16 protein-coding genes are annotated in these 20,989 nt (G+C 61.5%); 12 read left to right on the top strand and 4 right to left on the bottom strand.

Translation table 11 applies throughout. From position 1 onward, the window contains the following. Positions 1 to 168: 168 nt before the first annotated feature. Positions 169 to 345, top strand: a complete 177-nt coding sequence (locus HJB83_RS20740; protein WP_221115113.1) for a hypothetical protein — start codon at positions 169 to 171, stop codon at positions 343 to 345. Positions 346 to 351: 6 nt separating this feature from the next. Here HJB83_RS20740 and HJB83_RS20745 read toward each other — a convergent pair whose 3' ends face one another. Then, on the bottom strand, positions 352 to 1,359 hold the full coding sequence (locus HJB83_RS20745) for a LacI family DNA-binding transcriptional regulator (protein ID WP_221115112.1): 1,008 nt from the start codon (positions 1,357 to 1,359) through the stop codon (positions 352 to 354). Positions 1,360 to 1,562: 203 nt separating this feature from the next. Here HJB83_RS20745 and HJB83_RS20750 point away from each other — a divergent pair, with 203 nt between their 5' ends. The 6 genes from HJB83_RS20750 (at position 1,563) to HJB83_RS20775 (ending at position 9,361) form a co-directional block, all read left to right on the top strand. Continuing rightward, positions 1,563 to 2,876: an alpha-L-fucosidase gene (locus tag HJB83_RS20750; RefSeq protein WP_221115111.1), complete on the top strand. Its 1,314-nt coding sequence runs from the start codon at positions 1,563 to 1,565 to the stop codon at positions 2,874 to 2,876. A gap of 49 nt (positions 2,877 to 2,925) precedes the next feature. Continuing rightward, complete coding sequence (locus HJB83_RS20755; protein ID WP_221115110.1) at positions 2,926 to 4,146, top strand: sugar ABC transporter substrate-binding protein; 1,221 nt, start codon at positions 2,926 to 2,928, stop codon at positions 4,144 to 4,146. 128 nt (positions 4,147 to 4,274) lie between these two features. Next, positions 4,275 to 5,201, top strand: a complete 927-nt coding sequence (locus HJB83_RS20760) for a carbohydrate ABC transporter permease (protein ID WP_207584671.1) — start codon at positions 4,275 to 4,277, stop codon at positions 5,199 to 5,201. Next, the gene (locus HJB83_RS20765; protein WP_221115109.1) at positions 5,191 to 6,075 is read left to right on the top strand and encodes a carbohydrate ABC transporter permease; all 885 of its coding nucleotides are present in this window, start codon (positions 5,191 to 5,193) and stop codon (positions 6,073 to 6,075) included. The genes HJB83_RS20760 and HJB83_RS20765 overlap by 11 nt, the downstream gene beginning before the upstream one ends. A 195-nt stretch (positions 6,076 to 6,270) precedes the next feature. After that, a complete protein-coding gene (locus tag HJB83_RS20770; RefSeq protein WP_221115108.1) occupies positions 6,271 to 7,200 on the top strand; it encodes a substrate-binding domain-containing protein in 930 nt (309 codons plus the stop codon). Positions 7,201 to 7,216: 16 nt separating this feature from the next. Next, complete coding sequence (locus HJB83_RS20775; protein WP_221132535.1) at positions 7,217 to 9,361, top strand: methyl-accepting chemotaxis protein; 2,145 nt, start codon at positions 7,217 to 7,219, stop codon at positions 9,359 to 9,361. 91 nt (positions 9,362 to 9,452) lie between these two features. Here HJB83_RS20775 and HJB83_RS20780 read toward each other — a convergent pair whose 3' ends face one another. The 3 genes from HJB83_RS20780 to HJB83_RS20790 form a co-directional block, all read right to left on the bottom strand. After that, positions 9,453 to 10,715 (bottom strand): DUF3422 domain-containing protein, encoded by a 1,263-nt coding sequence (locus HJB83_RS20780; protein WP_207584675.1) that lies wholly within the window; start codon positions 10,713 to 10,715, stop codon positions 9,453 to 9,455. A 169-nt stretch (positions 10,716 to 10,884) separates the two neighbouring features. After that, positions 10,885 to 12,246, bottom strand: a complete 1,362-nt coding sequence (locus tag HJB83_RS20785) for an MFS transporter (RefSeq protein WP_221132536.1) — start codon at positions 12,244 to 12,246, stop codon at positions 10,885 to 10,887. Positions 12,247 to 12,420: 174 nt separating this feature from the next. Beyond that, complete coding sequence (locus HJB83_RS20790; protein ID WP_207584677.1) at positions 12,421 to 13,707, bottom strand: ABC transporter substrate-binding protein; 1,287 nt, start codon at positions 13,705 to 13,707, stop codon at positions 12,421 to 12,423. Between the two features lie 191 nt (positions 13,708 to 13,898). On the opposite strand from HJB83_RS20790, the gene HJB83_RS20795 reads away from it, so the two are divergent. From HJB83_RS20795 to HJB83_RS20815, 5 genes are read left to right on the top strand one after another with little or no spacing between them, the layout of a single operon-like run. Further along, entirely contained in the window at positions 13,899 to 16,421 is a 2,523-nt protein-coding gene (locus tag HJB83_RS20795) for a hypothetical protein (protein WP_221132537.1), read from the top strand. Positions 16,422 to 16,437: 16 nt separating this feature from the next. Further along, positions 16,438 to 17,532: a glycoside hydrolase family 105 protein gene (locus tag HJB83_RS20800; protein WP_207584679.1), complete on the top strand. Its 1,095-nt coding sequence runs from the start codon at positions 16,438 to 16,440 to the stop codon at positions 17,530 to 17,532. Beyond that, positions 17,529 to 18,893 (top strand): glycoside hydrolase family 28 protein, encoded by a 1,365-nt coding sequence (locus HJB83_RS20805; RefSeq protein ID WP_221132538.1) that lies wholly within the window; start codon positions 17,529 to 17,531, stop codon positions 18,891 to 18,893. Before HJB83_RS20800 ends, HJB83_RS20805 begins: the two co-directional genes overlap by 4 nt. Further along, positions 18,881 to 19,987 carry an ABC transporter ATP-binding protein gene (locus tag HJB83_RS20810; RefSeq protein ID WP_221115102.1) on the top strand — a complete coding sequence of 369 codons (1,107 nt, stop codon included), beginning with the start codon at positions 18,881 to 18,883 and terminating at the stop codon, positions 19,985 to 19,987. The genes HJB83_RS20805 and HJB83_RS20810 overlap by 13 nt, the downstream gene beginning before the upstream one ends. A gap of 2 nt (positions 19,988 to 19,989) precedes the next feature. Beyond that, complete coding sequence (locus HJB83_RS20815; RefSeq protein ID WP_221115101.1) at positions 19,990 to 20,985, top strand: carbohydrate ABC transporter permease; 996 nt, start codon at positions 19,990 to 19,992, stop codon at positions 20,983 to 20,985. The last annotated feature ends 4 nt before the right edge of the window (positions 20,986 to 20,989 follow it).

Below are 20,989 nucleotides of genomic sequence, written 5' to 3' on the forward strand. Positions count from 1 at the left end.
CTGGCGGCACACAAAATCTCGATTCATCACACATGTATGACAAATCTCGCCATGTTTCAATCGACGTCCACGCTGCTTCTCCTTTAGCTGTTTTTGTCGACCGGAACTGCGGTTGGATATGACGGGAGTTAATGGTTATGATCGCGAACAATCGAAGAGGGGGTTTCGATGGAAACCCAGGATCCGGCCGCGCAAGTCCCGCTGCTTTCGCAGAAAGAAAAGCGTCGACACTTGACGCTGGAGGCGATGGTGAGCGTTGACGAGGGCAATACTGTCGATCATCGGTTCGTACAGGCCTGGGCCGATAGTCTCGATGGCGATAGACCGGTTTTGTTATCTTCGTGATCGAACTCAGAGCCGCCTGGTCGACTCGCCGCGTACGAATCTCGGCGTCAGGATGAAGTCCTGAGGCGGCTCAGCGGCGGCCTCGGGGCTCGCTATTCTCGCCAGCAGACGCTGTGCCGCCAGTTCGCCGAGCTTCGGTGCATCCTGCACGACCATAGTGATGCGGGGCGTGATGACGTTGCTCCAGGGCACGTCGTCGACCATTGCCAGCGACACGTCGTCAGGGCAGCGGAAACCCATCTCCTGCATCACCTGCAGGGCCGCCAGCCCCGTCATATTGTTAGCGCCGATGATGGCGGTCGGCCGGTCGCGGCGGGTTAAGAGCCGCATCGCCTGCGCATGGCCGCCGGTTCTGGTGTAGCCGCCCTCGACGACCAGCGAAGGGTCGATGTCCACGCCGGCGCCGGCCATCGTGTCCATGAAACCTTTCAGGCGTTCGTCGGCGGTGTGCAGGCCGCTTGGGCCGGAGATGAAGCCGATGCGACGATGGCCGAGCTGCAGCAGATGTTCGGTCAGGATGGTTGTCGTCAACGGATTGTCGGAGCCGACGAAATCGCGTTCCGCGCCCTCGACCTTCTGGTCGAACATCACGATCGGTGTCTTGAAGTCGCGCAGGAATGCGGCGTACTCCTCGCCGCGCCCGTTGGCTGCCAAGGCAATGCCGGCAATCTTCTGTGCCTCCAGCCGCTCCAGCAGTGCCCGTTCAAGATCGGCCCTGCCGGAGGAGTCGGCGATCAGGACGAAATAGCCGTGATCGAGCGCCTGGTGTTCAATTTCGCGGCGGATGTCGCCGAAGAACATGTTGCCGAGATTGGCCGAAACAAAACCGATCAGCGAACTGCGTCCGCGCGCCAGCGTCTGGGCCACCGGATCGATACGGTAGCCGGTCGATTTTATCGCCTGCTGGATGCGATCGAGCGTCTCGGCGCCGACCCGCTTCGGGCTGTTGAGCGCAAGCGAGACGGTCGAGATCGAAACTCCCGCAAGGCGCGCTACATCTCGTATGGTGGTCATTTTATCGAACCGGTTCTATGAGTTGTTTATGGCAGGTTTTGTTTGTCGGCGCAACACGTTGCTGGCAAAACCGGCAATGTGTGGGCCGGATTCGGACTTGAACTATGTGGATTTCGGCTTGACAGCTGGAAAGTCGAGGCGGATGATCGCGTTACCGAACCGGTTCGATCATGTAACGAACCGGAAACAGGGAGGAGAAACCTGTGACGATAGCGGCACGCCAGCTGGAAGATTCGGCATCGGACAAGCACGCTTGGTTCAGCCAGGACCGTTTGGGCATGTTCATCCATTGGGGCCTCTATGCGCTCGGAGCCCGCCATGAGTGGTTGAAAAACCGCGAGGAGCTGAGCGACGAGCACTACCAGCGCTATTTCGACAATTTCGATCCCGATCTCTACGATCCCAAGGAATGGGCTCGACGCGCCCGTCTGGCCGGCATGAAATATGTCGTGGTGACGACCAAGCATCATGAGGGGTTCTGCCTCTGGGACAGCAAGGTCACCGAATACAAGGCAACGAACACACCTTGCGGCAAGGACCTGCTGACGCCTCTGGTCGAGGCGTTTCGCGCCGAGGGGCTGAAGATCGGCTTCTATTATTCGCTGCTCGACTGGCACCACCCGGACTTTCCGATCGACGTCCACCATCCCTTGCGCAACCATCCTGACGCCAAGGCGCTGAACGCCGACCGCAAGATCGCCAACTACGCCGCCTATATGCGCGAACAGGTGCGCGAGCTTCTGACCGGATTCGGCCGCATCGACATCATCTGGTTCGATTTCAGCTATCCCGGCCGCGAATATCACGGTCTGCCGGGCAAGGGGCGTGCCGATTGGGAGAGCGAACAACTGATCGAGCTGGTGCGCGAGTTGCAGCCCGAAATCATCGTCAACAACCGCCTCGATCTGCCACCGGGCAAGCTGCCCGATGTAACGACCCCAGAGCAATATACGCCGCGCGTGGCGCCAGCTATTGCCAGCCAGGGGGTGCTCTGGGAGGCATGCCATACCTTCAGCGGCTCCTGGGGTTATCACCGTGACGAGGATACTTGGAAGAGCCCGGAACAGATCATCCAACTGGTGATCGATTCCGTCGCGCTCGGCGGCAACCTGCTGATGAATGTCGGTCCGACTGGGCGCGGCGCGCTCGATGCGCGCGCCATCGATGCGCTCGAGGTTTACCAAAACTGGATGGCCGTCAACGGGCGCTCCATCTATGGGGCCGGGCCATCAGAGCTGCCGGTGCCTGCCGGCTGCCGCTACACCCAGCGCGGCAACCGCCTTTATCTGCATGTCTACAACTGGCCCTACCGCCACGTTCATATCGAGGGCCTCGCGGACAAGATCGCCTATGCGCAGTTCCTGCACGATGCCAGCGAAGTGCGCTGGCTCAGCCACACGAGGGATGTGGATTCCAATATCGGCGTGATGGTGCCGGAAGGCATGATCATGCTCGAACTGCCGGTCCGGCGACCTGATGTCACCGTTCCGGTAATCGAGATCATCCTCAAGGTGTGAGCTCGGTCGCATCCGCACGTTCATTGCGTCATGGAGGGAGGAGAAACCCATGAAGGTTCTGAAGAAAACGCTTTTGCTCGCCGCAATCGGCGGCAGTCTGTTGGCCACCACCGCATCGGCCGAGCAGGTGAACCTGACCTGGCAGATGTGGACCGGTTCCGATGCCGACACCAAGGGCTGGGAGCACCTGGCCGACATGGTGACCACCAAATACCCCGATATCAAGGTGACGCTGACGACGACGGGATGGGTCGACTACTGGACGCGGCTGCCGGTGCTGGCGGCATCCGGACAGCTCGCCGACATCGTTTCCATGCAGTCGCTGCGCATGCCGAATTTTGTTTCGCTGCTCGAGCCTCTGAATAAGCGGATCGCGGCCGACAAGTTCGACGTCGGCGCCTTTACGCCCTCGATCATCGGCGGCATGTCTGTCGACAAGCAGCTTTACGGCTTGCCTTACGACGTCGGTCCGTGGGTCATCTATTATAACCAGGACGCGCTCGAAGCTGCCGGCGTTCCGTTGCCGAAGCCGGGCTGGACGCTTGCCGAATTTACCGATGCCGCCAAGAAGTTGACCAAGGACGGTAAATACGGCTTTGGCATCACCCCGACCAATTATTCGGTTCTGGCCGCCGCCTGGGGCGATAAATATGTCAACGACGCAGGAGAGCTAGACCTCACCAATCCGAGTGCCGTTGCTGCCGCCGATAGGGTGATTGGCTTTGCCGCCAAGGACAAGGTCGCGCCGCTGGTGCCGTCGAGCGCCGATGCCGGCACGGTCATCCAAGGTCGGTTTTATTCGGGCAATGTCGCCATGTATATCGACGGTCCGTGGTCAATCATTGGCATGAAGGACAAGGTCAAGTTCAAAATTGGTTCTACCTCCCTGCCGCGCGGAGACGGCGAGCTTACCGCCGTCACGGCGGGCTCAGGTTTCGGCATCGCCACGACGAGCAAGAACAAGGATGCGGCGTGGAAGGCGATCCAGGTGCTGACCAGCCCGGAGGCGCTGCAGTATCTCGCCGAGCAGGGCCGTGCGCTGCCGGCGCGCACGGCTTCGCAACCCTCGTGGTACAAGGTAGCGGCCAAGGAGATTACCAATGGCGGCGAGGCCATCGACTATTCCCTGGCGCATTCCGTGCCCTACGTGATCACCAACAACTGGGCGGCGGTCGAAAACCTGTTCAACCAGTATTTCCCGCCGGCCTTCGGCGGCAGCGCCGACGCCAAGCAGACGATGGAGTCCATCCAGAGCCTTGCGCAACAATAGAGCGCCCGCGCGTCTGAGAAGACGCGCCGTCGCTTTGGATCTGCGCATGATCGTTCGGACAATTGATTTCGATTTACGGGTCATGCGCCAGCTCTCGCCAGGCGAGATTGTCACGCATGGAGGAAGACATGTCGCAAAGCGCCGTCGCCGAAATTCCGCTGCAGCCCGGTCAGCCACGGCGCTTTCTGATGCCCGAGACCCAGACTGCCATGCTGTTCCTGCTGCCGAGCTTCCTCGGCTTCATGATCTTCATGGCTCTGCCGATCCTGGCGTCGCTAGCGCTGAGCTTCACCAATTGGCAGCTGATCTCGACGCCGTCCTTCGTCGGCTTTCAGAATTACATCAAGCTCTTCACCGTCGATCCGGCGTTTTACACCATCTTGCGCAATACGCTGTTCTTCGCCGTCGAATATCTGGCGCTGAACATTGCCGTCTCGCTGACGCTTGCGGTGTGGATATCGAGCCTGAAACGCGGCAAGGCGATCTTCCGGGTGATCTTCTTCCTGCCGACCTTCACGCCGACGATCGCCGCGTCAGTAGTGTGGCTGCTGATCTTCACGCCGGATGGATTGGCCGACGCCGTCATCCGCGCGCTCGGCCTCGGCCTGCCGAATTTCCTGTTGAACCCGACCTGGGCCATGCAGGCGATCATCCTGGTCACGCTGTGGGCGAATGTCGGCTATAACGTCGTGATGTTCAACGCCGCGCTCGATCTGGTGCCGAAGCATTATCTCGAAGCGGCGACGATCGATGGCGCCAATGCCTGGCAGCAATTCTGGCGCATCCGCCTGCCTCTCATCTCGCCGACCGTCTTCTTCGCCACCGTGATGACGGCGATCACTTCGCTGCAGGTCTTCGACGAGATCTTTGCGATGACGCGCGGCGGCCCAGGCTCGGCGACGGCCACACTCGGCTTTGCCATTTATCAGAAAGGCTTCACCAACTTCCAGATGGGTTATGCCTCTGCTCTTGCCTGGGTGATGTTCGTCATGATCATGGCGCTCACCATTCTGCAATTCCACATGCAGCGCAAATGGGTGCATTATGACGACTAACCCGACCTCACGGCATCCGCATTCCGTCTCTGCGGATCGGAAGCGCATCCTGCGGCGCGTCGGCACCTTTATGAGTTATGCGGGAATTTCGCTGGTCGCGCTGCTTTTCCTCTTCCCATTTTTCTGGATGGTGTCGAACGCGGTGCGCTCCAACGCCGAAGTGATGGCCGTGCCGGTCCACATTCTGCCCGAGGAGTATCAGTGGGGCACCTTCGTCGATGCCTTCGTTTCGCTGCCGTTCGGAACCTTCCTGTTGAATTCCATTATTGTCGCCTGTGGGGTGACGGCGATCGTGGTCGCGGTTTCATGCCTTTCCGCCTACGCCTTCGCTCGGCTGAGGTTTCCCGGGCGGGAAGGGCTGCTGCTCACCTATCTGAGCACGCTGATGATCCCGCAGGTGATGCTGGTCATCCCGCTCTTCCTGCTGGTCAGCAAGCTCGGCTGGATCAATACCTATCACGGCATGATCCTGCCGGTCGCCTTCTCTTCCTTCGGCACGTTTTTGCTGAGGCAGTTTATCCTCGGCATTCCCAAGGATCTCGACGAGGCGGCGATGATGGACGGCGCTTCGCGCCTGCGTATCCTGGTCACGGTGATCGTTCCGCTTGCCATGCCGGCGATCGGCCTGCTGTCGCTCTTCACCTTCATCGCGCAATGGAAGAGTTTCCTCTGGCCGCTGATCGCTACCAGCGGCATCGAAAAAGCCACGCTGCCGCTCGGGCTCACCCTGTTCCAGACGCAGCAGGGCACTTCGTGGAATTACATCATGGCGGGTGCGACGATTTCCATGCTGCCGGGCGTCATCCTAGCCATCGTGATGCAGAGGATAATCTACAAAGGCATCTCCGTCGGGTCCGGCTTCGGCGGACGATAATTTATATAAAAAACAGATTAGAGCGTGCCGCGTCAGGTTCGACGCGAAGCTGGTCAAGTTCGGCTGGTGGCCGCCGAAGATGGCGCTCCCGCGCCGCAAAATACACTCGCGCTTAACTTTTGCTTCGCGTCGAAAAGTAAAATTTAACCAAAATTTGAAATAACGCAGTTCTATCCGACTTGCCCAGGGGAACTCATGAAAACGGCCACGCTTGCATCCATCGCCCTGGCGATATCGATCTCTGCCGCCAATGCCCAGACGATCGGGGTTTCGATGTCCGATCTCGACAAATTCAGAACGGCGCTTCTAAACGGTGTCGTCGCGCATGGGCAGACGATATCCGGCCTCAAGCTCGTCACCGAGAATGCCAAGAGCGACAACGAGCTGCAGAAGAAGCAGGTTCAGAAGCTCATTGCCGACAAGGTCGACGCGATTATCCTTGCGGTCTCCGATGGCGACCTCGGGCCGCAAATGACCAAGATGGCCGCAGATGCAGGCATTCCGCTGGTCTATATCAACAACGTCCCCTCCAACCTGCTGGACCTGCCGGACAATCAGGTGGTGGTCGCCTCCAACGAAAAGGATTCCGGAACGCTGGAGACGAAGCAGGTCTGCTCCCTCCTTAAGGGCAAAGGCCGCGTCGTCGTGCTGATGGGCGAACCCTTCCATGCGGCCGCCCGCGCACGCACCCAGGACATTTCCGACGTCATCGCCACGCCTGACTGCAAGGGCCTTCAGATCGTCGAACGGCAGGCCGCTTACTGGTCAAGCGATTATGCCGACCAGCAGATGCAGGAATGGCTCGCGGCCGGGGTCAAATTCGATGCCGTCATCGCCAACAATGACGAAATGGCGCTCGGCGCGATCCGCGCCATGAAGAAGGCCAATATCCCGATGAAGGACGTCGTCGTCGCCGGCGTCGACGCGACCGACGACGCGCTGGCCGCGATGGTGGCCGGCGATCTCGACGTCACCATTCTCCAGAGCGCCGTCGGGCAGGGGGCGACGGCTGTCGATGCTGCCGTGAAGCTCGTCAATAAGGAAAAGGTGCCGCGCGAAAACAACGTTCCCTTCGAGCTCGTCACACCTGAGACCATTGCCCAGTATCTGCCGAAGAGCCAGTGAGCATAAGAGGACTATGATGTTGCATTTCTGGAATAAATTCGGCATTCGCGCACAGATCACCTCCGGCTTCGTGCCGCTGATCCTGTTGATGAGCCTGCTCACGGTCAGCGCGATCTCTGGCATGAATGGGCTCGCCTCGATTTTCGCCTCCTATCGCACCACGGCAGGCCAGAGCCTCGCCATATCGGACTACAGCGACCAGCTGAACGAGATTCAGATGTCGGCTGAAGCTTTCCGCTCTACGCCGACGCAGGATGTCGTCGACCGCTTCCGTGCCGGCGTGAAGGCGTTCGACGCCGACGACCCGCGTTTTGCCGGCAACAAGGACCTGCAATCCGGCCTTGCCGCGATCCGCCAGGACATTGCTGCCTATGGCAAGGCTTTCGAACAGATCGTTTCTCTTCAGGCCCGGCGTGACGCCTTGATCTCCAAGGTCACCGAATTTGGCCCTTGGACCAGCATTGCTCTCAACGACGTCGTGCGAAGCGCCTGGCGCCAGAACGATGTGGCCCTGTTGCAAATGACGGCGGCGACGCTGGAGGCCTTGAACCGCAGTCTCTATTTCTCTGAGCGCTTCGTGCATTCCAACGATTTTGCGGCCTATGACACGGCGCAAGCTGCACTTGCCGAAGCGGTCAGCCTCAATGAAGCCGCCGCCAAGGCCGCGAAGAACGAGCTGCAGAAGAAGCGCCTGATGGGCGCCGGCCAGCTCATGCAGAACTACACCGCCCGTCTCGGCGACATGAAGGACGTCCTGCAGGCCTCGGGCAACATCCGCCAGACGCAGTTCGGCGTGCTTGCACCGAGAATATCAGGCGGTTTCAAGGACCTGCAGGCAACTGTCGCGGGGGCGCAGAAGACCCTGGATGGTTCGGTGGACGCAACGGTTGCCTCCGCGACCAGCACGACGCTGGCCATCAGCGGATTGTTGATCGTCATCGGCCTCGTGCTTTCCTATTTCGTCGGCCGGCTGATTTCCTCGGCGGTCCGCAACATGGCCCAGTCGATGGAGCAGCTTGCCCGCGGCGAGGAAGGGATAGCAATAACGGGCGTCGAGCACCGCCATGAGCTGGGCGCCATGGCGCGTTCGCTGAAAGTGTTCCAGGAGACCGGCCGCGCCAAGCTGATCGCGGAAGCCAATGCCGAACGGGCTCGCCTGGCCGCCGAAGAAGAGCGGCTCCGCCAGGAGGCCGAGCGGCTCAGCGATGCGCAGGTGATGGAACATGCCTTCCGCCAGATCTCCGTCGGCCTCGATGCGTTGTCGAAGGGTGATCTCACCGTCCGCGTCGGCGAAGTCGACCATCGCTACGTCAGGATCCGGGATCATTTCAACAACTCGGTTGCGAGCCTCGAGGAAGCCGTCGACTCCGTCATTCGCGCGGTCGCCACCATCCGGTCCGGTCTGTCGGAAATCTCCACGGCCTCCAACGATCTCGCCCGCCGCACCGAGCAGCAGGCAGCCTCCCTGGAAGAAACGGTCGCAGCACTCGGCGACGTCACCCGCGGCGTCAACGGCACGGCGGAGGGCGCAGGCCGCGCCCAGGCTGTCGTGGCGACGGCCCGCACCAATGCCGAAAAGGGCGGCGAGATCGTCGCCCGCGCCATCGACGCGATGACGGAGATCCAGAATTCGTCCTCGAAGATCGGCAACATTATCAGCGTCATCGACGAGATCGCCTTCCAGACCAACCTGCTGGCGCTGAATGCCGGCGTCGAAGCCGCGCGCGCCGGTGAAGCAGGCAAGGGTTTTGCGGTGGTCGCCCAGGAAGTCCGCGAACTCGCCCAGCGTTCTGCCAATGCGGCAAGGGAGATCAAGCAACTGATCTCGACCTCCTCGGCGCAGGTCAAGACCGGCGTCGAGCTGGTCGGCCAATCCGGCCTCTCGCTCGAACAGATCGTCGAGCAGGTCACTGCGATGAATGCGACCGTCGCCGAGATCGCCGTTGCCGCCCGCGAACAGGCGACGAGCCTGCGCGAGGTCTCGGCCGCCGGCGACCAGATGGACAAGGTGACGCAGCAGAACGCCGCGATGGTCGAAGAAACCACGGCGGCCGCCCAGAGCCTGACACAGGAAACCGAAAGCCTTGCCCAGCTGCTGCTGCGGTTCAGGACGAGCAGCGGCCGGGCATCGGACCATCGCCACTACGCAATGGCATCGTGATGCTCTGCTGATGCAGATAATCTAGGAGCGCCGCTGGAAGGGCGGCGCCGCTCCTGCCTATTTCGGTGGACGCGGTGTGGTAGGCCCGGCGTCAGTGGCTTTCGGCTGCCGGGCCGTGCGGCGCACCGGCGATGCTCCTGCGCACATGACGGACAGCGGTCCAGACGGCGAAGAGCACGAGCGGGATAGCGCCGAGAACAGCGAGTTTTGTCACGTGCGGATCGACGCCCAGTTCGGAAATGCTTTCGAGGCAAATCTTCGCCAGGCCGACGGTGTAATAGGTAATGGCAATGACGGAGAAGCCTTCGACCGCCTGCTGGATATGCACCTGGATGCGGGCCCGCTCTTCCATCGACGTCAGCAGCGAGGCGTTCTGATCTTCGAGCTGAACCTGCACGGTGGTTCTGAGCAAGTCTCCGGCCAGGCTGACGCGTTCGGCCAGTTCATCGAGGCGCCGCTCTGCCGCATAGACCGAGCGCACAGCCGGTTGGAAGCGCCGGTCGATGAACGTACCCAGCCGTTGCCTCTGTTCGACCCGCTCTTCTCTGAGCTCGGAGAGCCGGCTCGCGACGATCTCGGCATAGGCTTTCGTCGCGCCGAAGCGGTGGCGGGCGAGTGCGGAGAAGTTCAGCACGTCGGAAGAGAGCCTAGTCACCTCGGACAGCAGCGCCTTGTCGACCTTGATGGCGCTCTGCATATGCGCGATCAGCAGATCGAGGCGCCGGTCAAAAGCTGAGAGCCTCGAGACGGTCTCGCGCGCCATCGGTAACGCCAGCAGCGCCATCATCCGGTATGTCTCAATTTCCAGGAAACGCCGGACCATGCGGCCGGTGCGATAGGCGTTGAGGTTGCGGTTGAAGAACAGGAATTCGACGAACCCGCTGTCGGTCAGGCGGAAGTTCGAATGCACTTCCGCATCGCCGCCGCCGACCTGGGATGCGACATAGTCCAGCTTTGGTTTTTCGAGACGCTGTCCATCCTTCTCGTCGCGCACCAGCACTCGGATGGCCGCCATGACCTTTCCTTCGATCTGACGGTAACAGGCCTGAAAGGCTTCCGGCGGATTGCTGCCGGGTTCGGACGAAGCGGGAACGACGAAGGTGAGGGTCAGGAACTCGGTATGCGCCTCCCACTTCAGCCGACCGGCGCCGACGCGGCCGATGCCGTGGTTGCCCCCGAGGGTCATAGTGACATCTTCCAATCCCGGCAGGCGCTCCAGGATCGAGGGAGGGGCATTGTCGCCGACGATCGCGACATGCCAGACATCGGTGTCGCCATCGAAATAAAGCGACGGCCGGGCATGCAATTCGTTGTGAAGCTCCCTGCGCAGCGGATGCTCGGAACCCATCGGCATGGAGATGCACCTCTATACGGTAGACAGTCGCTGGGTCGCCGGCGTAATGACCGGGTGCCGGCGCTTATGATTTGACATGGCGCCTGGGGCTGGCCAAGGCTGACAACGCCTATAGCCTCTCAGGAGGCTCGTGTCACGACGCCTTCGCACCAGTCGCCCAGCCGTGCGTTCAGAGTGAGCGCCAGGCAACGAAGCTCCCCAGTAATTGTACGCCGCCGCCGGCCGACATCGCGACGATGAAGCCGGTTTCGGCTTCTCCCAGGAAGGCGAAAATCGCTCCGAGTAAGGCGACGCCTATCGTCGCGCCCACCATGCGGGCAACGTTTATCAGGGCGCTCGCCGTGCCGGCGCGATCGGCGCTCACGGTTGAAACCGCGACCGCGGTCAGAGGCCCGGTCGCCATGCCCATGCCGACTCCGGTCAGCAGCAGTCCGATCTCTTCGGCGATGAACCAGTCGGCCAGGAAGGACGCGCCGAGCAGGAGGTTGCCCATGCCCATCAGCGTCAGCCCTGCCGATATGGTGCGTTTCTTCCCCAGGTGCTCCGAGATCGAGCCTGAGAAGGGTGAGATCGCGATGAAGCTGAGGGCCATCGGCAACAGCGACAGTCCTGCTTGAATCGAGGCCAGGCGGCCGAGGCCCAAGGAGGCAAGCGGAAAGAGAAACAGCGTGCCATACATGCCGAAGGTCATCGCCGCCGTTCCGGCCATTGCGCCGCGGAACTGGCTGTCCTGGAACATTGAGATGGGAACGAGGGCCGTCTGCTCCAGGCGCTTCTCCACCATGACGAAGAGCAGCAGGAGAGCCGCGCCGCCGATTGCCAGGAGCGCAGTCCATAGTGGCGGCAGATGCGATGATTCAATCGCGGTGAGGGTAAGGGCGGTGAGGGATGCGATCCCCAGCAATTGACCCGGCAGGTCGAAGGACCTGCCTTGCCGATCCGCGCTTTCCGGAATGAAAAGCCGCGCTCCTGCCGCCGCGATCAACGCGATCGGGATGACGACGAAGAAGACGGATCGCCAACCGAAATCGTGGATCAGGACGCCGCCGAGAGTCGGACCGAAGGCAAGCGACATCCCATTGCAGCCGGCCCAGATTCCGAGCACCTGTGCGCGGACCTTCTCATCCCGGTAGATGACCCGGATCAGCGAAAGCGACGCGGGCAGGAGGAGGGCGGAGCCGAGGCCCGTCAAGGCCCTGGTCACGATTAACATCGCGATGGTCGGGGCAAAGGCGCAGGCGAGGCTCGCCAGGGTAAAAACAGCACAGCCGATGACGAACATCCGGCGCCGGCCGTAGAGATCGGCAAACAGACCGCCGCTGATGAGAAGTGCTGCGTAAACGAGGTTATAGGCGTCGACGACCCATTGCAATTGCGTGGCCGACGCCTTGAGGGCGAGGCCTATCGGCTGGACCGCCAGATTGACGACCGATGTGTCGACCTGCGCCACGATCACGCCGAGGCAGAGAATGGCGAGAGCGGCAGGTTTCAGGTCCGAGCGGGACCGTGAGTTTCGTTCGATGACATTCATGACGCTACCTTTCCATCGGCAAGACGTAGCGTGATTCAGGTCATCGACAATTCGAAACCGATCGAACTGTTAGAGACGGCAATGTGAGCAGAGCAAAAAAAACGATCAGCCACGGCCCGTTGCGAGACCGTGGCTGTACAGCGCGCATTCTGCGGAGGGCGCAGGCGCGGCCGGTTACTTGTTGGCAGCGAGCGCCACGTTGACCTTGTCGACGTCTGCACTCATCGCTTTGAATGTCTCGTCGAGGGAAAGCTCGCCGACAATCAGCTGGCTCATGCGCTGGACGATGAGCTGATAGATGGCCGAAGATCCCTTGAGGCGTTCCAGGTCGCGGGCTGCCTTCGGTGCGCTGGCACGGCTTGCAAGGAAGACGGCCATGGCGTCCTTGGCGTTCTTGCTCTCGAGCTTGTACTGCGGGTCCTTGATGTCGGCGCCGGTCAGGATGACGTAGTTTTCGGCGATTTCACGCTGGACCTTTTCAGAGCCGAGGAACTCGATGAAGGAGGCTACGGCCTGCGGGTACTTGGTGCGTTTGAAGCCGACGATCGCGGTGCCGCCCGGCATCGCATAGCAACCGGCATCGCCGCAGGGTGCGTTGATCGCCGTCCAGTCGAAGGCGTCGCCGATCTTCTTCTGGAACGGATTGACCATCCAGTTGCCGGCAACATAGGTCACGACATTGCCGTTGACGAACTCGTCACCCATGTTCTTGTACTGGGTTCCGCCGGCCGCCCCCCACATTTCCTTCGGGAAAGAGCCGTCCTTCGTCCAGTTATAGAGATCGGTGATGTAGTGCTTGGCGGCGTCGTCGGGGAAGGCGAACTTGCCGTCCTTGACGTAGTTCGAGCCGTAGGAGAAGGCCGCGCCGGAAAAGCGGTGGCCCGAGCGGTCCATCGTGAAGGGGATCTGGGCTCCGGTCGCCTTGGCGACGCGCGCGGAAGCTTCGACGATGTCCTTCAAGGTGGCGGTCGGCTTCGGAAGCGGTTCCTTAGCCTGTTCGAAGAGCGTCTTGTTGACGAAGGGCAGGTTGAAGGTCTGCGACGCGACATAGCCGTTGATTGAGTTCGGATCGTTGACGCCCGGGAAACGAAGCGTGTTCAGGCTGTCGCCGTGCAGCTTGGCGAAACCATCCGGGTCTTTCATCAAGGGGCGCATATCGAGATAGTAGGGCGCCAGCTGCCAATCGGTGATCTTGGCGATATCCGGGCCTTCGCCGACGGCAAGCTGCACCGGCAGCTGCTTGGCGACCGCATCATAACCCGACGAGACGAAATTCACCTTGATGTCTGGATGCGCGGTCTCGAATTCCTTGCTCAGCGCTTCCATCCGCTCGACGTAAGCCTGGTCGTCGTCGGTGAAGAGAAAGGTGATCGTCTGGGTTTCGGCCATGGCCACGCTGGACCATGCAAAAGAAACGGTGGCAAGCGCCAGTGCAAAAGCCCCTGAAAGGCAGGTTTTCATTTTCATCCTCCCATGAAAACATTTTCATCAATCGCGGCATAAACCGTCGATAGGCGAATTTCATATACTTGACATTCATTCCGTCAAGCTATTTTCTATGCCAATAGCGATGTTTTTGAGCAATTTTCAAAAATCAAGCACTCGAATAACATAATGAAAATATTTTCATTTGATTGCGGAGGAGGCGATCTGTGAAAACGGAAAGCATCAAGCAGCCGGGTGACGTGGCGCCGGCTTATAGCGTGGCCGAGGGCCAGACGATAACGGCATGGGCCGTTTCGGGCCTCATCGCCAGCTATTTCCCCGGCGAGCCGGCGCTCGCCGAAGATCGCGTGAACTATCGCTTCATCAACGGTTTCGTCGACGTCGGCGACCTGCCGTGTCGCAAGGCCTTCTGGTCGACCATGGTGGGGCGGGCGCTCATCGCCGACACGTCCTGGCCGACCGAAAGCCTGTATCTCCCGGGCTCGAACCGCCGCGTCGAGTTTACCAGCTTCTGGCATGTGCCGACGCATATCAGGCGATGGCTGAAGGGCACGTTCAGGACGGAAGCTCCGCGCACGCTCAATCTCGCGCTCAAGACCTGCGGCGGCGTTCGCATCTGGGTCAACGGGCAGGAGACGGTGCGCTTCGAGCCCTTCAAGCGCAACACCGAAAGCGCAACTGAAATAGCGCTGTCGCTCGATGCCGGCGACAATGAGATTCTCGTCCATACCGAAGATCTTGCCGAGCGCGACACGACCTGGTTCTTCGAGCTCGAAATGCTGGACAAGGAGCCGCTCTGCGTGCTGCTGCCGGTATCGCTTGATCAGGACGAGGTGCGCGAGCTGGAAGCGCTGTCACGCGGCGTGCGGCCGGCCCGCGACGTCTTCGTCAACCAGCCGCTGGAGATCATCTTCGACACGGCGCCCGAGCGCGACCTGCCGGTGGAACTCAAGGTCGTCGGCCATGGCCACGAGCGGCCCGTTCTCGCCCATTCGAAACTGACCCTGCGCGCCCATCAGAGCCGTCTGATCGCCGAAGATATCTGCGGCATTGCCGACGGTTATCACGGTATCCACATGACGATCGGCTCCGGCCCGGGTTCGGTCAGCCGCGTCATCGATGCCGCGTTCATGAGCAGCATTTCGCCATTGCCGCCCGAGCCGTCGCTTGCCGCCCGCAAGCAGCAGGCGTTGGAATACAGCGCCCGCTTCGGCGCCAACCGCGCCGGGCGCCTGATCGCGATGATGGAAATCGGCCATCAAGACCAGGAAAGCTTCGACCGCATCGTCGACGCGACACTTGCCTCGATCGAGGCACGGGAGGATTGCTCTGATTTCATTATGGTGCCGCTCTTGTGGCTGCTCGGCGCCTATGGCGACCGGATGCCCGAGGCGACGGTCGAACGCATCCGCCGTTCCGTTCTCTCCTACCGTTACTGGGTCGACGAGCCGGGCAATGACGCAATGTGGTTCTGGAGCGAGAACCACGTGCTCTGCTTCCATACCAGTCAGCTGCTGGCCGGGCTTCTTCTCCCCGACGCGGTATTCTCGGCTTCGGGGCGGACGGGACGGCAGCAGGCGGAACTCGCCGTCACGCGCCTCGGGCGCTGGTTCGACAGCGTCGAGGCCCATGGCCTGGCGGAGTGGAATTCGGCCGCTTATTACCCGATCGATTTCATCGGCCTGCTCGCATTGGAACGTTGGGCCGAGAGCGAGATCGCCGATCGTTCTCGCGGGCAGATCGACCTCATCTTCCGGATGATCGCTCTTCATACTCTGGCCGGCGTTCCGGCCGGTTCGCAGGGCCGCGCTTACGACAAGGAATTGCGCGCCGGCCCGCTGACCGAGCTCGCGCCTTTCGCCCAGGTCGCCTTCGGAACTGGTTGGCTGAACAACGGTGTCGCCGCGTTGACCATGTTCTGCGCCGGCGGCTACGAGCCGCCCGCCGATCTCGCCGAGCTTGCAGCACTTTCGCGGGGCAGAAGCGTCGAGGCGCGTTACAGCCAGGGGCTTGAGAGCGGCAAACTCGTGCTGTTCAAGAACGAGGCGGCGCAGCTTTCGACGGTCGTTGATCACAAGACTGGCCAGAAGGGGCACCAGCAGCATGTTCTCGATATCAGGCTGGCCGGCCATCCGATGGCGAGACTCTGGGTCAATCATCCCGGCGAGGACGATCCCTGGGGCAATCAAAGGCCATCCTATTGGGCCGGCAACGGCATCCTGCCCCGCGTCGCCCAGCATCGCGACGTCGCCCTCCTGATCGAAGATACTTGCGACGCACGGCATGCATGGATGCATGCCTATATCGGCCGCGATGGGCTCGACGATCTCATCATCGAAGACAAGTGGCTGATCGCGCGATCGGGCAGGGGATTTTCCGCCCTCTGGGCCTCGAACGGGTTGGAACTGATCACCGACGGCCCGACCGGCGGTCGCGAGGCGCGCTCCTATGGGCCGCTCTGCGGCTGGGCGGCCATCGTTGGGTGCGGCAATGGCGACGCCTTCAAAGCCTTCCTCGAGCGCCTGTGCCAGACGACGGTATCCTTCGATCCCGCGCTTCGGTGCCTTGCGCTGACGCCGCCGGGTGGCCCGGCGATCTCTCTCTCCTATGCCGACGGTCTTTCGATCGCCGGCCAGCCCCGGCCGTTCACGCATGATCAGCCGCACCCGATCCTCACCCACGCCAGTGCGGCCTCCGGCGCCGGCGCTGACAGACCGTTCTACTCCTGAAAGATAGGGCTCCCGCATGAACACTACATCTGTCGACAACGCCGCCCTCCTGACGACGATCGATCGGGTGGCGACGGCTTTCAGCCGGCTCAGAGGCATCAAGGAAGGTCTGGTGACCGGAAGCTCCACCTCCGGGATCCAGTTCGACGAATGGGACTGGGAAGTCGGCGTCGGCCTCTACGGCTTCCTGCGGCGGGCCATATCCACCAATGACCGGAAGGCGCTGGAGGAGCTCGTCGCCTGGTATGCCGGCCAGATCGAACGCGGTCTGCCGCCGCGCCAGATCAACAGCACGGCGCCGATGCTGCCGCTGGCGATCCTCGTCCAGCATGTCGACCGTCCGGATTTTCGCGCGCTCGTCGAGGACTGGGCCGATTGGCTGGTCAAGGAATTGCCGAAGACCGAGGAGGGCGGCTTTCAGCACGTCGTCAAGGAGCGCCTCAACGACGGCGAATTGTGGGACGATACGCTGTTCATGGCCTGCCTGTTTCTCGCCCGAGCCGGCGTGCTCTGCGAGCGCAACGATTGGATCGACGAGGCCGTCTATCAGTTCGTGATCCACACCCGCTACCTCTCCGATCCGGTGAGCGGTCTCTGGTATCACGGCTGGACCTTCAACGGCCGGCACAATTTCGCCAATGCCTTCTGGGCGCGCGGCAATGCCTGGATCACCGTCGCCATTCCCGAGCTCTTCGATCTGGTTCCGACGCTTGGCGAAAAGGACCGGCGGTTCCTTTCGAACGTTCTCGTCAGCCAGGTGCGCTCGCTGAAGGAGTACCAGAGGCCGGACGGGATGTTCACGACCCTTCTGGACGACCCCTGGTCGCCGCTGGAAACCTCGGCCACGGCTGGCATTGCCTATGGCATATTGCGCGCCGTCGATGCCGGCATTCTCGACGATAGCGATAAGGCTTATGCGGAGCGCGCGCTTGCGGCGGTGCTGGCGCAGATCGACGAAGAAGGCATCGTTCACGGCGTCTCGGACGGCACGCCGATGGGCCATGACCTCGATTTCTACCGGCGCATCCCGAACGTGCCGACGCCTTACGGCCAGGCGCTGACCATGCTGCTGCTGACCGAAGTCATCCTCGAAAACGGTCGTCGCCAATGAGCGCTGTATCTCTCGTCGCGATTGAGGCGGTCGATGGCGACAACACGGCCCGCCTTCAGGCGGCGATCGATGCTCTATCGGCTTCCGGCGGCGGACGGCTGGAACTGCTTGCAGGCATCCACATCTGCCGGGGGCTCCGCCTTCGCTCCGGTGTCGATCTTCATCTCGCCGCCGGCGCGATCCTGCGTCCCGTTCCGGATTATAGCGCCTACGCGCATACGATTGTTTCGGTGATCGCCGAGAAGTCGGACCGTGGCATGATCGTCGCCAAGGGCGCGCAGCGGATCAGCCTGACGGGGGAAGGGCGTATCGAAGCCGGCGGCGACAGCTTCATCATCGGAGATGACGAGACGGTGGGAACTTTCACCCCCGCCGAATTCCGTCCCCGCGTCGTCGTCTTCGAGAGCTGCGACGAGGTCGAGATCAACGCGCTGCATATCAGCCGCTCGCCTATGTGGACGCTGCATTTTGTCGATTGCACCGATGTCAGAGTCCGGAACGTGACGATCGACAACGACCGCCGCCTTCCCAATACGGACGGCATCGTGCTCGACGCCTGCCGCGGCGCCGTCATCGAGGACTGCACGATATCGACGGCCGATGACGGCATCTGCCTGAAGACCAGTATCGGTCCTGATGGTGTAGCGATCGGCCGATGCGAAAATATCCTTGTCCGCCGCTGCTCGGTTCAGAGCCTCAGCTGCGCGCTGAAGATCGGCACGGAAACCCATGGCGACATCACCAATGTCGCTTTCGAGGATTGCAGTGTCTCATCATCCAACCGGGCGCTCGGCATATTTTCGCGCGACGGCGGCCGGATATCGAACGTCCGGTTTTCGCGGATCGCGGTAGAGTGCCGCGAAACGCCCGATGGGTTCTGGGGATCCGGGGAGGCGCTGACCGTTAATGTCGTCGACCGTGTCACCGAGCGCCCTGCGGGCGCCATCGGGAACCTCATCGTCGAGGACGTCAGCGGGCAGATGCAAGGGGCGATCACCGTCATTGCGGCCGCACCGGCCGGCATCCGCAACGTATCGCTGAGACGCATCGGCCTAGAACAGCGGCCGGGGCAACTCGGCACCGCTCAATCCTACGACCTGCGCCCGACCAGTGCCGATCTTGCCCCGAAGGTCGACGGCGGTGGCCGCGCAAATGCCTGGACGCGCGGCTCGGACGGGCGGGTGATCGGTCTTGAGAATTATCCGGACGGAATGCCGGCCATCTATGTGGCGGGGGTTGCCGGGATATTGATGAACGAGGTGCGGATCACGAGGCCGACACCGCTGCCGCAAGGCTGGAACGCAATTGACGTCGTCTTCGAAACGGCGGCACCCGATGGGAGTGGGGCATGGCAGAACTGAAACTTTCCAACGTCAACAAATCGTATGGCTCGGTCAAAGTCCTGCACGACGTCGAACTCGATATCAAGGACGGCGAGTTCGTTGTCTTCGTCGGTCCGTCGGGATGCGGCAAGTCGACCCTTTTGCGCGTCATCGCTGGCCTCGAAGAGGTCACGTCGGGGGCAATCGCGATCGGAGGCCGGGACGTCAGCGCACTCTCGCCGGCCGAGCGCAAGATCGCCATGGTCTTCCAGTCCTACGCGCTCTATCCGCATATGAGCGTTCGCAAGAACCTCGCTTTCGGCCTTGAAAATCTGAAGTTCAAGCGCGCCGAGATCGAGGCGCGCATTGCCGAGGCCGCCAGGATGCTGGCGATCGAACCCTATCTCGACCGGCGCCCGAAGCAACTTTCGGGCGGCCAGCGCCAACGTGTTGCCATCGGCCGGGCCATCGTGCGCGAACCGGATATTTTTCTCTTCGACGAGCCGTTGTCGAATCTCGACGCGGCGCTGCGCGTCCAGACCCGGGCTGAGATCACCAAGCTCCACCGCGAGATCAAGACGACGATGGTCTATGTGACGCATGACCAGGTCGAGGCGATGACGATGGCCGACAAGATCGTCGTGCTGCGCGCCGGGCGGGTCGAGCAGGTCGGCGCGCCGCTGGAACTCTTCGACAACCCGCGCAATCTCTTCGTCGCCGGCTTCCTCGGCTCACCGCGCATGAACATCATCAGGGGCAAGGTCTCGGCTATCGGTGAAAGCGGTGTGGCCATCGATGTCGACAACGGCGGCAAGATCGTCAGCGATGTCGACCCTGCCGGCATCGCGGTCGGGCAGGCCGTTCTTGCCGGTATAAGGCCTGCGCATTTTTCACGCGTCGGAGAGCAAGGACTGCCATTCGTCGTCCAGTATCACGAGGGCCTCGGCACCGAGACCTATGTCTACGGCAACCTTGCCGGCCACGACGAGCAGATCATCATTCATGAGGCCGGCCATTTCGCGCCCACGCAAGGCGACCTGATCTCGATCGACGCCGCTCCGGAACGGGTTCATCTGTTCGATCCCGAAAGCGGCCTGGCCTTTGGCCGGCGGCCCGGACAGGGGAGACGCTGAAGATGGCGGCGCTCAAAGCAGGTGCATTGCTGTCGCAGACAGGAGAAACGGCAATGAGGGTGGTCGAAGCCCCGATTAATGTGATTGAACGCATCTTCGGCCGCAAGCGCATGCCATGGCTGTTCCTGGCGCCGAACCTCGTTCTGTTCGCGATCTTCACGTTCCTTCCGATCGCGATTGCAGTGGGTTACGCCTTCACCGGCGGCACCAATCTTTTCGTGTCGGAGCGGCCCTTCGTCGGCCTGGACAATTTCCGGACGCTGCTTTCCTGCGGCAATTACCTGCAGCCGGGAACCTGCCAGGAATCGCTGTTCTGGACGGCGGTGTGGAATACGCTCTGGTTCGTGTCGTTCAACGTCGTCGCCACATTGCTGGTGGCGCTGATCACCGCGCTGATCCTCAACCGGGCGATTTTTGCGCGCGGCTTCTTCAGGGCGATGTTCTTCTATCCCGTCTTGCTGTCGCCCGTCGTCATCGGCCTGATCTGGAAATGGTTCCTCGATCGCAACGGGCTGCTGAACGCCTTCTTTCAGATGATCGGCGTTCCCCCGGAGATTTTCCTGCTGGATGTCGGCTGGTCGCGTTTCTTCGTCGTCGTGGTGTCGGTCTGGTTCCATATGGGCTTTTACACGCTCATCCTGCTCGCCGGCCTCCAGGCGATCCCGAAGGAACTCTACGAAGCAGCCTCCATCGACGCCGCTTCGCCGCGCCGCACGCTTTTCAGGATCACGCTTCCGCTGTTGGCCCCGAACCTGCTGGTCGTCTTCATCCTTCTGATGATCAAATCCGTGCAAATCTTCGATGAGGCGTGGGTTCTGACCAACGGCGGTGGCCCGGGCACGGCCAACAGCTTCATCGTCCAATACATCTACCAGATGGCGTTCAGCAGCGACCTTCGCCTCTTCGGACTTGCGTCGGCCGCATCGGTTCTCATGGGACTGGTGCTTCTGGTTCTCACCCTCATACAGCTGCGCCTCGGCAAGCGAATGGAGTCCTGAGATG

Origin of the sequence: Rhizobium sp. NZLR11, from assembly GCF_019685115.1 — a bacterium.
GTDB lineage: Bacteria > Pseudomonadota > Alphaproteobacteria > Rhizobiales > Rhizobiaceae > Rhizobium.